The 14,068-nt window shown below is 56.9% G+C and carries 10 protein-coding genes; 2 read left to right on the forward strand and 8 right to left on the reverse strand.

Going from position 1 to position 14,068, the window contains the following annotated elements; translation table 11 throughout:
• Positions 1 to 47: 47 nt before the first annotated feature.
• From VFA09_04170 to VFA09_04200, 7 genes are all read right to left on the reverse strand, one after another.
• Positions 48 to 1,379 carry a YcaO-like family protein gene (locus VFA09_04170; GenBank protein ID HZU66452.1) on the reverse strand — a complete coding sequence of 444 codons (1,332 nt, stop codon included), beginning with the start codon at positions 1,377 to 1,379 and terminating at the stop codon, positions 48 to 50.
• 58 nt (positions 1,380 to 1,437) lie between these two features.
• Positions 1,438 to 2,259, reverse strand: coding sequence for an ABC transporter permease (locus VFA09_04175; protein HZU66453.1), 822 nt, complete (start codon positions 2,257 to 2,259; stop codon positions 1,438 to 1,440).
• A gap of 56 nt (positions 2,260 to 2,315) precedes the next feature.
• Positions 2,316 to 3,302: an ABC transporter ATP-binding protein gene (locus tag VFA09_04180; GenBank protein ID HZU66454.1), complete on the reverse strand. Its 987-nt coding sequence runs from the start codon at positions 3,300 to 3,302 to the stop codon at positions 2,316 to 2,318.
• Complete coding sequence (locus tag VFA09_04185) at positions 3,299 to 3,523, reverse strand: Os1348 family NHLP clan protein (GenBank protein HZU66455.1); 225 nt, start codon at positions 3,521 to 3,523, stop codon at positions 3,299 to 3,301. The genes VFA09_04180 and VFA09_04185 overlap by 4 nt, the downstream gene beginning before the upstream one ends.
• A gap of 133 nt (positions 3,524 to 3,656) precedes the next feature.
• Positions 3,657 to 3,800 carry a hypothetical protein gene (locus VFA09_04190; GenBank protein HZU66456.1) on the reverse strand — a complete coding sequence of 48 codons (144 nt, stop codon included), beginning with the start codon at positions 3,798 to 3,800 and terminating at the stop codon, positions 3,657 to 3,659.
• A gap of 286 nt (positions 3,801 to 4,086) precedes the next feature.
• On the reverse strand, positions 4,087 to 7,416 hold the full coding sequence (locus VFA09_04195; protein HZU66457.1) for a BTAD domain-containing putative transcriptional regulator: 3,330 nt from the start codon (positions 7,414 to 7,416) through the stop codon (positions 4,087 to 4,089).
• 174 nt (positions 7,417 to 7,590) lie between these two features.
• Positions 7,591 to 8,835 carry an FAD-dependent monooxygenase gene (locus VFA09_04200; protein ID HZU66458.1) on the reverse strand — a complete coding sequence of 415 codons (1,245 nt, stop codon included), beginning with the start codon at positions 8,833 to 8,835 and terminating at the stop codon, positions 7,591 to 7,593.
• 405 nt (positions 8,836 to 9,240) lie between these two features.
• Between VFA09_04200 and VFA09_04205 the strand changes: the two genes are divergently transcribed.
• Complete coding sequence (locus VFA09_04205; protein ID HZU66459.1) at positions 9,241 to 10,470, forward strand: amidohydrolase family protein; 1,230 nt, start codon at positions 9,241 to 9,243, stop codon at positions 10,468 to 10,470.
• Between the two features lie 789 nt (positions 10,471 to 11,259).
• A complete protein-coding gene (locus tag VFA09_04210; protein ID HZU66460.1) occupies positions 11,260 to 13,509 on the forward strand; it encodes a hypothetical protein in 2,250 nt (749 codons plus the stop codon).
• Between the two features lie 294 nt (positions 13,510 to 13,803).
• Here VFA09_04210 and VFA09_04215 read toward each other — a convergent pair.
• The coding region (locus VFA09_04215) for a sigma-70 family RNA polymerase sigma factor (protein ID HZU66461.1) at positions 13,804 to 14,068 on the reverse strand (265 nt) is incomplete at its 5' end.

The raw sequence follows: 14,068 nt of genomic DNA on the forward strand, positions 1-14,068 counted from the left end.
GCTTTTTTGCTTTCTAACAACAGGTTGATGGTTTGCCGTTTTCTGTATCAGGCGAAGGGCTGCGGCCAGGGGTTAATCTGGTCTTCTGAACGAACCGGGTAGCCCATGTGCCTGGGTGCATCGTAGAGCCTGGGATGGGCCAGGTAGCGCGCTCGATAGCTAAACGAGAGCGGCTGTAGGGCCGGAATAATCACCCGTACTACTCGCATGCCCACCCGCAAAGCTTCATCCGTACTGATGTCTATGGCGATGGTTTCCATGTTGCGTTCTTTCAGGCGTGCCAGCAATGTGCGCAGGTCCTGGCGAGCCTCACCAGACTTCAGCACGGGCATCTCGCTTAAACGCCGGCGGTGCGGTGAATGAACCAGAAAATCGAATGCCGGGAGCCGGTCGCGATAGCCCATATAGCTCGCTCCATCGAAGACGTGCAGGAAATCATCCCAGCTGGCCGGTGGTTCGCCGTGCGCCTGCATTGCTATTCGCGACGAGGCCGATTCGCGGATCACCTTTGCGATGGCTGCTGCCGGGTCCAGTTCTGTGCTGCACATGACCAGGGTGGCCAGCTTGTCGTTGCGCGGCGAGAGCTGGATGCTGTAGACCGTGGGTATGCCCATGTCGGTCGTGGCATCGAAGAAAAGATGCTCCACTCCGCTGCTCGCGCGGGCGTTTCGCTCCAGGTAAGGTTCAAGCCAGCCAGGCACTACGTCCAATTCGATACGAGGCAGCGGCAACTGCTGCAGCCAGGTCAGCGAGATAGCATCGCGTTCGAGTACCTCGCAAATGGCGCCGGCCAGCGCTCGCTCGAGGCTCGTATGCGCGGCGCAACCGGTCGAGATAGGTAACCAGATACGCTCCCCGCGGCTCAAAAATGGGATATGTAAATAGACCATCACGGCGGGTACCCAGACCAGGCGACCATCCAGCAGCGAAACTCCACGCACCCAGCGCATCGGAGCTCGCTTATCGGGTGCTACTATTGGGCAGCGAGGATGCGCCAGTTCCTTCTCGCTGCACCTGGGAATGCTGTCCAGGTCTAATGCCTCGTCACCCAGTTCTTCGGCAGTGGCCCAGAGAAATTGCTTCTCATCGTAGGCGCAGCTGGAATATCGTTCCAGTCCTTCGGCGATGGCCTTAATCCTGGCTTCATCGTAATCGAATGAGCCTCCCGCGCCATCCAGCGTGCCTGTTGCGGAGCGGCCCTCCAGGGCGCGCGCTACGCTACTCAGTGGTTGACCTATATCGCCCATGGAGACACTCACTATTGGGAAGCGCGGCTCTCCCGGCTGGATCGGCAGTTGCACTGCTCTGCCGATCAGGCCACCGGCAGGTTGTATCAAGTCTTCAAGCGTTGCATGAGCGGTTTGCGTGTCCGTTACCATAACTCGTCTAGCCTCCTGCATCAATGTATCTACGATGGGTTCTGCTGGCCTATCTGCTCTAGCTTTGTCCATTCACCAGCTTCGCGCGCTTTGGAGCTATACTGTGTGTATCGGGTTGGCCCCAGCGGAACAGCCGTACTGCCAGGGCGATGAGCGCAACGGCGGTGCCAAAGAGTACCAGGTCGTCAACTGCCAGGGACGCGATGGGTGTGCCACCGATGATCTGCTGCCGTAGCGCATCCCCAAGGTAGGTCAGAGGGATGAAGCGGGCAACTGTCAGCACAATGTCGGGCATGATGCTGAAAGGGAGCAGGATACCGGTCAGCATCAAGGCGGGTGCCATCATGCCACCCATCAGACCTCCGGCGACCTCTGGCGAGGGGATGATCTCGCCGAGGACATACGCCAGGGCGAAGAGCATCACGATGCCCAGGAAAGCGCTCAGAAAAATGCCCGGCAAATTCTGGAAAGGAATGTTTCCCACCAGTATGTAACTTACGATCAGGATGACGATGAGCTGCACCAATGCCAGTATCAGGCGGACAACCAGCTGCGCCAGAACGAAATCGAGCGGCGAGAGCGGTGTCAATCCGAGCAGGCGCAGAGTGCCGCGCTGTCGCAACATGATCAGGGGTGTGGCAAGCCCAAACATGCCTAACGAGGTGAATGCCATCACCAGAATACCGGGCAACGAGTAGCGCAGCGGGTCATACACCTGGCTCCCTCCGACTCCTTGCGGTACCTTTCCATTCGCCATCGAGATGAAGACGAACAGGAAGATGAACAGGAACGGGAAGATGAGTACGAAAAAGAAGGTCATCTTGTCCCGGATCAATTCCCGCAAATTAGCCAGTATCAACTGCTTCAGCGAATCTTTCATCTTCTTCCTCCTGGTGTATGCCATTCCTTTCACCTGACAGATTTCTTGATCTCGCACTAATCGCGAATGGTGCGACCGGTTAGCGCAAGGAAGACATCTTCCAGGCTGCCGGAGCGAACATCGAAGTCATAGAGACCTGGTAGATTGAGCAGGGCGCGCAATGTCTCATCGCTCTGACTCGTCACGAGTTCTACACGCGCAGCTTTTATCTTGACAGTGCTGACGCCTGCCAGGCGCTGCAATTCACGCGGGTCGAGTGCCTGACGCGTGGTGCAGCAAATCGTTTTGAGCGGGACGTACTTGCGCACAAGCTCATCGGGTGTGGCCAGGGCAATGATCTGGCCATGGTCCATAATCGCGACCCGGTCGCAGAGTGTTTGCGCTTCCTCCATCGAATGCGTTGTCAGCACGACGGTGCGCCCGCGGCGGCGGAAATCCTCGATCACGTCCCAGATCTGGCGGCGGGCCTGTGGGTCAAGAGACCCGGTTGGTTCATCCAGAAACAGCAGCTGCGGGTCGCCGGTCAGGGCGATGCCGAGCAGCAGGCGCTGCCGCTGGCCACCGGAGAGGCTCTTGACCAGGCTTTTGCGTTTATCAACCAGTCCCACCAGGTCAAGTAATCTGTCCACACCGGTCGGATTGCTGTAAAAGCTGGCAAATAAGCGCAACGTTTCCTCAACCCTCAAGGTAGGGAACAGGCTGGCCTCCTGCGGCTGCACTCCTATGCGGCTCACAAGTGAGAGGCGCTCTGCCTGGGGATCGCAACCGAGGATGCTGACATGGCCGGCGTCAGGTGTGCGCAAGCCGACCATCATTTCAAGTGTGGTCGTTTTGCCCGCGCCATTTGGACCTAGCAGGCCAAATATCTCGCCCTCCTCGATCCGCAGCGAGAGGTCGCGCACTGCCTGGAGAGCACCATACGATTTGCGGATGTTTTCCAGGTGTACGACTGCCGCTCTTTGCTGGCATCCGTGCTCCAGCTCTTGCTGGGTGTTGTCCGCCTGTGGCGAGTCGGTTGTTTGGACGTAGTCGCAGCTGTTCATGGTTCGTTTCCTTGATACTTTGAGCCAAGCCGGTCAAGAAGAATCTGACTGAATTCGTAGATATCGCGGGCCACAATTCCTTGGATGGCCGCCTGCTCTTTGGGCGTCAGCTCATACTTTCGTCGCTGTACCGCTTCGAGCGGAGATGCCAACAACTCCTCGCAAAAGCTCTGGTCAACGGCTGCCAGGCCGAGTATTTCATTGATGACCGTCCATGACATCTTCCGTACCTCTCCTCTTCAACCGAGTTGATGGCTGTTGACAGACCTTTTGCCCCCCTGCGGCAGGTCGCATCGCGATACCTGTATGCATTGCCCTTTCTCCGGTGCAACGAGCAAACGGATACGCGCCTGCTCAAGACCAGGGATAAGGCATCCGTGGTGAAATAGTGAGTACGATCATCAGAACGAGCAAGCAAGCAAATACGAGGTAGCTACCCCAGTGTTGCCAAACGGCTTTCAACCAGGACAAGATCATCGAGCAATCTGTATGCTTCATGTGTGCCTCTCCTTTCTCATGCTGGAAGAGCTATGCCTGTACGTGTTGATTACTCTCGATACTCATGGTTGCCAGTGCCGGTGAGGAATGCGGGCTTTTTCGTGTTTCCGTTTTCCTCACCTTGTCTGGTTATAAGGATACTGGGGGCTTGTTCAAACGGTATTCGCACTGTTGAGGCAGCAGTTAGCAGTCAGTTAGCAGACCCTGATGAATTTTTCTCATCGAATGGGGGAATGTGGTGGGGCACGATGACAGGGACAGCGGCTTGTCCCTGTCATCGTCGGATTCAGTGGTTTCCGGTGATGCGTTCGTAGAGATTCTGGATGGCAGGTCCTGGTTTCACACCGAGTTCATCGTGAAGAACAGAGGCGCATTGTTGATACTGGCGCAAGGCCAGGCCGCGCTTCCCTTGACGCAGGTAGCAACGCATCAATCCGTAGTGGGCTTCTTCGAGGCATCTATCGAGGGCCAGCAGCCGCTGCCACTGGTTGGCGCACTCGCTGAAGTCTTCCCGTTGCCAGGCAAGGTGAGCTAGCCGGCTGCGCGCATCGATGTATATCCGGCGCAGTTCGTCCCGGCGCGGCATGCACCAGTCGCTGTAAAATGACCGCAGGAAGTCCCCATGGTAGAGCGCCACCATCTCCTTCAAGCTCGCTTCGGCTCCGGTATGATCCTCGACGGCCAGTAGTTCTTTGGCGCTGGCGTAACGCTCCTGGAAAACAGCAACATCATAGTACACACGATTGCCGTAGAGGGGGGCGAGATCGAGGGAGTAGTTGCCGGCGCGGTAGATGATGCTGGCTTCGCCGAGCACTTTGCGTAGATAGTAGACGGTTGAGCGCAGTGTCTGGTCATGCTGTTCATCGGGCCAGAGGGCGACAAGGATCTGTTCTTTGTGCAGGGGTTTGCCGGCGTCGAGCAAGAGGAAAAAGAGTTCCATGGCGCGTGCCATTCTCCAATGAGTGATGGGAACTCCGTCGAGGATGACGGTCGGCTCACCCAGGGCCTGTACCTGCAGGCGGGAAGTTTCTTGAGGACAGGAACCGGGGATTGTCCCTACGGGTGGGTTCGCCGGCTCTGCCTCATGCTCCTGCTTGCCGGTTTCTTGAGGAGGCAGGTGATAGAGCCGGGCAATGTCCGGCATGCCCTGTACGGCTTTGAGTAGATCGGGTATGCGAGTCAGTTCGAGGGATGCGAGTTGTTCATATCCATGCTGGCTGGCAAGCTCTGCCGCCTCTTTCAAGCAGCGAACGGCGGCGGATTTCTCGCCTTGAGCGTGCAGGCACGCGGCTCGCCGAATACTTGCCTGTATGCGCTCGCGCGTCAAGCCGAGGGTGCAGAGGGCGTTTTCTACTTCTTTGAGAAGAGCGCAGGCTTCATCATACTGGCATTGATACAACCGGACTGTGCCGAGGACGAGCTGGCGCGTGGCTACCTCATAGCTTTCCACGGCCTGCGAGGGTTCTTCTTCACCCGTTCCGATAACGAGCAATTGGGCTGTTTGAACATCGCCCATCAGCAGGTAGGTCATGGCAAGACTACAAAGGGCGTAATCGGTCAGGTAGGTATCTTTGAGCTGGCGTGCCAGGGTGAGTCCATCCTCGATCATGCTGAGGGCATGATCGTAGCATCCCTGATCCTGGTAGACATCTCCCAGGCTTACCAGGGCGTAGGCCTCACCACGGCGGAAGCGGATAGGACCCCGGGCGATGGCCAGCGCCTGGGTGAGTACTTGCTCGGCTGCGGCAAACTCGCCCTGGCGTTGTTTCGTTACTCCCAGACCGATCAGGTTATCCACTTTGCCCCATTCGTCGTTAAGTGATTCCCAGCACTGGATGGCGCGGGTGCGATGATGCTCGGAAAGGGTATGTTTGCCCAACATGCCATAGGCGTTCGCGAGCATACTATGCAGGTGAGCTACCTGGCGAACCGTGCCCTCACGTTGCCACAACTGCAAGGCATGTTGTAACTCCAGGATGCCGGTGGAGAAATCGCCGCGCATGTTCGAACAGATACCGAGGCGATGATGAGCTTCGGCGCGCAGCCTGACCTGCTGGGGTGGTAATTGAGCAAGAACCTGGTGACAGAGGGCCTGAGCCTGGGCATACTCTCCAGCCTGAAAAAGAGCTGAACCGCGCGCGAGCGCAATTTGCGCCCGGAGTACGGGAACCTCATCTTCCGCAATCCCCTCTGCCTGTGCGGAGAGCGCCTGGTCTGCTTTTTCAAGTAGGGGGAGCGCGCTGACATATTCCCCCAGTGCCAGGTGAATATTGGCGCGCGCCAGGAGTAACCGCGGATAGCGTTCAACGGTGGCGGCAGGCAGGGCGTTGATCCAGCGTGCGAGGGTGGCGGTATGCCCCTGCGTCTGTTCTTGCTCATACGCCTCAGCAATGAGAGCGGCGGCGAACTCGTTCTCCTGGGCTTCTAGAGCGTGATAGATGGCCGAGTCGTAGTCTCTGGCGGCATGAAATAAGACGGCTGCGCGGTGATGCAGGGACGCGTACTGTTCAGGAGCTTGAGTGCGTAATTCTTCCAGGAGCAATTCGCGCAGCACGGGATGACAACGATAGGCGAGTTGCGGGCCATCGCCACTGCGTGAGACAAAGAGGCCTTGCCGTTCGAGGTAATCAAGGCGTTCGGCGGCGTCCGGGATGTCGAGCAGGGAAGCGCAAAGCGAGGGCAGCATCTGCTGAAAGATGGCAGCGCCTTTCAAAAAGGCGTACACCTCTGGTTCGCGGTTGAAGACTTCATTGGCCAGGTACGAGAACAGATTCTGCCGTCCCATACGCATGGCGGGCGATCCCCAGAACGAGGTGGGGGTTCCACCGGGGCTGACAAACTGCAAATCTCCCAGGCGCGTACCGAGCAAGATGCCGGCGATCCAGCCATCGAAAGACGCGACGAGTTGCTGGGCTTCCTCCTCTGACAGGGGTTCGATGCCCTGCAGGCGAGCGAGATCGCGAATCTCTTGCACCGAGAAACGCAAGCCATTGCTGCCGAGGCCAAACATTTCGCGCCGGGCCAGCAGGGGAGCAAATTCGAGGGAAGGCATAGCGCGGCTCTCAATGACGATGACGCATTGAGGGGGCAGCTTTTGCAGCAATCGGTTGACCAGGTGATTCACATCCGGGTTCGAGTTCACCTCGTGATAGTTGCTCAAGATGAGTGCGAAACGTTCGGGAATTTCGGCCCCAATACGTTCTGCCAGCATATCGATCACCGCTTCACACTGATCGATATATGCTGCCCGCTCGCCAGCTGTAGCTGATATAGCCGCGGCCAGCAGTGAGTCGAGGGAGGCACCGAACTGCGGGAAACGCTGGCGGATGCTGGCAATGAGGAGTTCCAAAAAGGTGATCTTATCCGCATCCTGCGGAGTGAGGAAATACCAGCAACAGGGCATAGCAGTGTCGCGTTCAAAATCAGCAAGCAAGGTGGTTTTGCCATAGCCGGCAGGGGCACAGATCATTACCAGTTTACACCACCGGGGTCCCCCGCTGCTGCCGGATGAGGGACCGAGCATCACTTCGCGAAGAGCAGCAACAAGCTCCTCGCGATGGAGTACTGTTGGTAGTAAGCCTGGGCCGGTGATTCTTCTCGACGAAGACGTATGCATGAGAGCCATTCGCTCCATTTCTAGAAATGAGGGCACCGGAATCGATATTGATAGTGTGGAGACCGGGTTTCCCAGCGCTAGTCCGAGGGCTTCCCACAGTCAAATGAAACAACCAGACTACTGTTAGTAAGTGTCCAGTTGCATGATACAATGCTTTTCTTTTTTTGTCTACTTTCATCCTGAAAAATCTTTTCCCTCAGTTTCAGGAAAGAGAGATGTTAGCAGAGCTGCTTCTTTCCTCTGCGGCCGGTACCCATAGAACCAGTCAGTATAGGTGAAATCGTCGGGTGCGCGCGCCGCCAAAAGCGCGTTGCGAAGCAGGGCGGTGACACCATCGCTATGAATAATATCGCCGAAAAGACGCGCCGAACGCTGCACGCGCGCCGTACGGGGAATACGTTCTTCCTGATAGGCCCGAAACGCGGCTGTTACGTTTCCTGGATGCCTGGCAACGGCGTCCGCCAGGCACACGGCATCTTCCAGCGCCTGGCAGGCTCCCTGGGCAATATGTTGGAGCATAGGGTGCGCGGCATCGCCTAGCAGCGTGATGCGATGGCGCGTCCAGTTATCAGCAGGTAATCGATCATAGAGCGGCCAGCGCCGGTCTCGTTTCACACGAGTTAAGGCCCGTTTCACGCTCTCATGTGTTTTGGCAAAATGCGCTTCCAGTTCGTCTTCCGTACCCCAGTCATCGGTATCTGGCCGGTAGCGCTCGCTTTTGAATACGGCCACCTGATTATACAGTTTGCCGCCGCGCAGCGGATACTGGATGAGGTGCAAGTTTGGGCCAATCCAATAGCGGATGGTATCCAGCCCGGCGCTTTCGATGACTTCCTCCATCGGAATCGCGCCCCGATAGGCCACAAATTCCACACAGATCGGGTCTCCATCACCAATCACGTAGTTGCGAACGGTAGACCATAGCCCGTCGGCGCCGATCAAAGCGCTGCATTCATAGGTTGCACCATTGGCGCAACGAACGCACGCGCCATCGCCCAGGTCCTCAACGGCGATGACCTCGCGGTTGGTTTCTAAGGTGATGGCATTGCTCTGCTGGCAAGCATGCAGCAGAATCATGAGCAAGTCATTGCGATGCAGGACAAAATAGGGATACGTATAGGCGCGCCGGAACTGCTCACCGAAATCCAGTATCGTGAGCGTATTGTTGGAGAGGGCATCCACCAGCAGAAGCCGTTGGGGATAGACCGCATAGGCGCGTGTTTCGCCGAGGACACCCAGCTCATCGAGCGCTCTTGATCCATTCGGAGCGATCTGAATTCCCGCTCCGATCTCGCCGAACTCCTGCGCTTTCTCGATCACGTGAACCGGGTAGCCCTTTCGTGAGAGGGCCAAAGCAGTCGCAAGGCCACCCAACCCACCCCCAATTACCAGAAAAGGAATGCGATGGAGTTGATTCATTCCCTACCTACTTTCAGGAGCTTTCAAAGCAGCCGGGCAGGCATGATTGCGCCTTTTATCAGAAAATAGGCGATATTTACTGCTGATTGATGTGCATACGCTCCTCAGCAGCATATGCATCTCATAAAAAGACTATCCTATAAAAGCTTGCAGTGTCAAGTGCCTGCCTCATGCAGTTTGGACCATGTGCCCGTCACTCCCCTCGCCGTAGAGGTCGACGGTTTTGAGGTCGCAGGGCAGGCAGTTGAAAGTGCGAATCCGCGCCAATCTGCAAAATCTTGCAAAAGGCTGCGCATCCGGGTACGATTGAAGCAGCAAGAAGGGCATCTTTTTTCTGACAATGCTGGCAGGATATGGCTGGACGATGCCAGAGTTTCTAGGCGCGGGAGGATACAGTAAGGACTGATGACACGCTATCTTTTTCGGAACGCACAGGTACTGGATGCTGAGCGCGGCGAGTATCTACCTGCTAGTTCTGTCCTTGTGGAGGGAGAGCGCATTCTGGAGGTTGGAGGAGCAGACGTGCAGGCTGGCGAGGTGCAGAGCTTTGACCTGCGAGGGATGACCTTGATGCCCGGCCTGATCGATGCTCATGTCCACGTGACAGCCGTCACCGCCGACCTGGCGCGGCTTACCGAGTGGTCTCCTGCCTATATCACGGCGCGAGCGGCTGGCGTGCTGGTGGGCATGCTGCGTCGTGGTTTCACAACGGTACGCGATGTGGGCGGAGCCGATTATGGACTGGCACAGGCCATTGAGGAGGGCTACCTGGAGGGGCCGCGCCTCGTCTTTGGCGGCAAAGCGCTCTCGCAGACGGGCGGGCATGGCGATTGGCGCAGCCCGGGCAGGCAGGCGTATGATCTCTGCTATTGCTGCCCCTCGCTGGGGGTGATCTGCGATGGAGTCGATGAGGTACGCCGGGCGGCCCGCGAGGAGATTCGACGTGGCGCCTCCCATATCAAACTCATGTTGAGTGGCGGAGTCGCTTCTCCGACGGATCGCGTGGATGCGGTCCAGTTCTCGCGGGAAGAGATTCGTGCCGCGGTTGAGGAAGCCGAGGCAGCGAACCTTTATGTCGCGGGACATGCCTATACCTCGCGAGCGATCAATCGGGGTCTGGAATGCGGCGTGCGCAGTATCGAGCATGGCAATCTGATGGACGAGAGCAGTCTGCCGCTCTTCCAGGAGCGCGGCGCCTTTTATGTGCCGACCCTGGTGACCTATTCGGCTCTGGCCGCTCGCGGGCGCGAATTTGGGTTGCCGGAACACAGCCATCGCAAAGTGTTCGATGTGCTGGATGCGGGTCTGCATGCGCTTGAACTGGCGCACCGGGCGCATATTCCGATTGTATATGGAACCGATTTACTGGGTGGTATGCATGACGAGCAACTCGGCGAATTCACGCTCCGCCGCCAGGTGCAGCCGCCGGCTGATATATTGCGCTCGGCGACGACGGTGGCCGCGCGCTTACTGCGCATGGAGGGACAGGTGGGTGTGGTAGCTCCTGGAGCTTTTGCTGATCTGCTCGTTGTCGATGGCGATCCCTTGCAAGATATTGGCGCGCTCACGGACCCGCAGCGCCGGCTCAAGCTGGTCATGGCGCGTGGTCGCCTGTGTGTCAATTCTATCGTGTAAACGTATTCATTGTATCCCGCATGAAAATCTTGTGCCGTTTATCCCACAGGCATGAGAGTGTCCAGCTGGCGTCCATTATCTCGCAGCTATGCAGTCCGATTAGCAGCTGCCTGCAACGCGTACATCCAGGCATGATGGCCTGCTTGCTGTCCTCAAACAAAAAGCCAACGGACGAAAAAGAGCACTTCCAGGCTTGTTGCCTGGCTGAATGCCTGACAATACTGGCCTGGAAGTGAGGCAAGTACACCGCTGATCTTGTCGGATCGCGGCTCTACTTGTGAGAGTGTAGAGCGTATCTCTTTGCGCAAAGCACGACGCGGTTCAACCAGAACGACCTGGAACTGGAAGCGCCTGTGTCGTAGATGCGCGCCGGGAACAGGCTCCACTACTGATACTGTAGCCGCACAGAAGGAGATGTAGTGTACTCCTTTGTTCGACAGGGAGGTGGTCTTGTTGTGAAGAAGACCGCCTCTTTTCTTTTGTTCTGAAACAGGGGGGAAAAAGCGGTAAGCTGCATCCATTTCTCCATCAGAAACTTGTCACAAACTGCCTGTAGCATCGATCTCTTCTATAGCTAGCTGGACTGAAAACTGGCGGGCCAATCTCAAATGGTGGTCAGCGCAGCGCAAATTGGGATAGCCCTGTGATGCTCTCTTTGCCGGGTGAAATAGTTCCGTGAGCAAAAGCAAGTATGTTCTTTTTAAAGCGATGTATCCAGAGCCAAAAAAATTACTATTAGAATCTGCCGGATGGGTATGATGAAGTAGCTCTAGTCAAGGAGGATGAACGATGAAACAATTGCTGAGAGTAACTGTGCTTGTATGTATGGTTGTCATTTTCCTCAGCGCCTGGTCCCTGCCAATCGTTGGCGCCAGCGGGATTGCCGCAAGGAATGGGCAGGCGAGTTCGAGGCCCGTTAGCCGCGATGCCGGTGACGGGAGTGGCGCGATTTCCCCCAACATCCGGCGAGGTATGGGCGGATTGTCCTCGGTAGCTGCGATCTCGGCTAACGATGCCTGGGCGGTAGGAGATGGCCTGGGCACGATGATCGAGCACTGGAATGGGACGAAGTGGAGCCTTGTCAAAAGCCCCAGCCCTGGAGGCTCATTCAATAACCTGTATGGCGTTGCGGCGAGTTCGACCAATGATGTCTGGGCCGTCGGGTCGTACAGCAACCAGGGGACGGACAAACCGTCTGAAACACTGATTGAACATTGGAACGGCAGCCAGTGGAGCGTCGTCTCTAGCCCCAGCCCGGGAGCCGCCATCAATATCCTCATGGGAGTAGCAGTGGTGTCGCCGACCAATATCTGGGCCGTGGGACTCTATTCTCCCGATGGTATAACCATTCTGACGCTGACCGAGCAGTGGAATGGGACGCAATGGAGCGTCGTTCCCAGTCCAAGCCCGAGTGGTTATGCGTTGCTGAATGGGGTTTCGGTCGTTTCGGCGAGTGATATGTGGGCGGTGGGATACTCGATTGGAAACAATGGGCAGCAGACGTTGATCGAGCAGTGGAATGGGAACCAGTGGAGTATCGTTTCCAGTCCTGATAGCGGTACGCAGAATAGCAGCGACCTGATAGGAACGACGGCCATATCCGCCAACAATGTCTGGGCGGTAGGCTACTATTCCAGCAACGGTGGCCCTGCCCAGACACTGATCGAGCAGTGGAATGGCAGCAGTTGGAATACCGTTCCCAGCCCGAACCCCGGTTCGGCGAATAACGAACTCTTTGGTGTGGCCGCCGCCTCTGCGAGCAACGTCTGGGCCGTGGGGAGCCAGGCAAATGGGACGAGCAATGGGCAGACGCTGATCGAGCACTGGAACGGGACGCAGTGGAGTGTTGTTCCCAGCCCGAGTGTGGGAAAAGGCTTCAACCAGCTATATGGTGTAGCAACAATCTCACCCAGTCAAGCCTGGGCGGTGGGATTCGCTTTCACGAATCATGGTGAAGAGCAGGCGCTCACCGAGCAGTGGAACGGTAGCCAGTGGAGCGTGGTCAAAAGTCCTGATCGGATTGGAAATGGCTCCCTTACCGGAGTGGCAGCCATCTCGGCGAGCGATATCTGGGCGGTCGGCTCAGATGCGCATGGGACGCTCACCGAACACTGGAATGGCACGAAATGGAGCGTGGTTCCCAGTCCGAATACAGGATTGGGCGCTGATCAACTCAATGGGGTAGCCGCTGCCTCTACCAACGATGTGTGGGCCGTAGGAGAATATCAATCCAACACGGGCTTCGAGACGTTGATCGAGCACTGGAATGGCACGAAGTGGAGCATTGTCAAAAGCGCCAATAGCGGGCAGTTCAACGACCTGGCGGCAGTAGCAGTGGTGTCTGCCAACGACATCTGGGCCGTGGGCAATAGCAACACGCAATCACAGACGCTGGTCGAACACTGGAATGGCAGCAGTTGGAGCGTTGTATCCAGCCCGAACCCGGGTCCGATCCTCAACTCCCTCAATGGAGTGTCGGCGGTTTCTAGCGGCGATGTGTGGGCCGTGGGCTACTCTATGAATAGCGGCGGTATCGAACAAACGCTGATCGAGCAGTGGAATGGCACACAATGGAGCGTGGTCTCCAGCCCCAGCCCCGGATCGTCTATCAATGTGCTGACAGCAGTAACGACGGTTTCGTCCAGCAATGTATGGGCGGTGGGCTTCCGTGACATTAATAGCGCCAACCAGGGGCTGATTGAACACTGGAATGGCGCGAAGTGGAGCGTCATCACTAGCCCTCAGGCCGGGTCGACGAGTTTCCTGTATGGCGTTGCGGCGAGTTCGGCCAATAATATGTGGGCCGTGGGCTACAGTAGCAGCGGAACGCTCACGGAGCAGTGGAATGGCACGAAGTGGAGTATCGTCACCAGCCCGAGTCCAGGGACAATAGGTAACGCCCTTTATGCGGTCACCGATGTCTCTGCCGGTGATGCCTGGGCGGTTGGCGGCTTTTCCAATAATGGTTATACCGGTGAGTCATTGGCCGAATACTGGAATGGGAGTACATGGAGCGTGATCGCCAGCCCGAATGTATGAATGCGCCCGGAGAGAACAGGGCAAGCCGCTGTCCCTACTGGACTGGCCAGGGTGCCAGGTAGGGACGAGGACAGCCTGGTGATTTTTAACGGTCAAAATCGGTAAGTATCAGCAGGTCGTGTCATTCTGAGTGAAGCGAAGAATCTCGGCAGGGATGGAGATTCTTCGCTTCGCTCAGAATGACAGGAACGGATTCTCCCATTTTGCTTAGAATGACAGGAACGGATTCCCCTATTTTGCTCAGAATGATATGAACGGATTCCCCATTCGATTGTCAAAAATCATCAGGGCGATTTAGTATGGTGAATTGGCCGGGGAGCCGGTTTCGGCAGGCAGATCGAGCAGCATCAGTAATGCTGCCCGCAGAAAGGGTTTGGCCCGCTGGAAGCGCGTCTTGGCCGTCGATTCGGTCATGTGTAACGTGCGTCCGATCTCTGGAAAGGTCATCTCGGCCCGGTAATACTGCCAGACCACCGAGCGATATTGGGCCGGGATCATGGCAATGGCGCGTTGAATGCAGTGTTGCAGATCATGCCGCTCGGCCAGGTCTTCTAAGGTG

Source organism: Ktedonobacteraceae bacterium (assembly GCA_035653615.1).
Lineage (GTDB): Bacteria > Chloroflexota > Ktedonobacteria > Ktedonobacterales > Ktedonobacteraceae > DASRBN01.

Coding starts and splice junctions, on each gene's coding strand:
- VFA09_04170 (HZU66452.1), bottom strand. CDS start 1,379: ATGGTAACGGACACGCAAACCGCTCATGCAACGCTTGAAGACTTGATA.
- VFA09_04175 (HZU66453.1), bottom strand. CDS start 2,259: ATGAAAGATTCGCTGAAGCAGTTGATACTGGCTAATTTGCGGGAATTG.
- VFA09_04180 (HZU66454.1), bottom strand. CDS start 3,302: ATGAACAGCTGCGACTACGTCCAAACAACCGACTCGCCACAGGCGGAC.
- VFA09_04185 (HZU66455.1), bottom strand. CDS start 3,523: ATGTCATGGACGGTCATCAATGAAATACTCGGCCTGGCAGCCGTTGAC.
- VFA09_04190 (HZU66456.1), bottom strand. CDS start 3,800: ATGAAGCATACAGATTGCTCGATGATCTTGTCCTGGTTGAAAGCCGTT.
- VFA09_04195 (HZU66457.1), bottom strand. CDS start 7,416: ATGCATACGTCTTCGTCGAGAAGAATCACCGGCCCAGGCTTACTACCA.
- VFA09_04200 (HZU66458.1), bottom strand. CDS start 8,835: ATGAATCAACTCCATCGCATTCCTTTTCTGGTAATTGGGGGTGGGTTG.
- VFA09_04205 (HZU66459.1), top strand. CDS start 9,241: ATGACACGCTATCTTTTTCGGAACGCACAGGTACTGGATGCTGAGCGC.
- VFA09_04210 (HZU66460.1), top strand. CDS start 11,260: ATGAAACAATTGCTGAGAGTAACTGTGCTTGTATGTATGGTTGTCATT.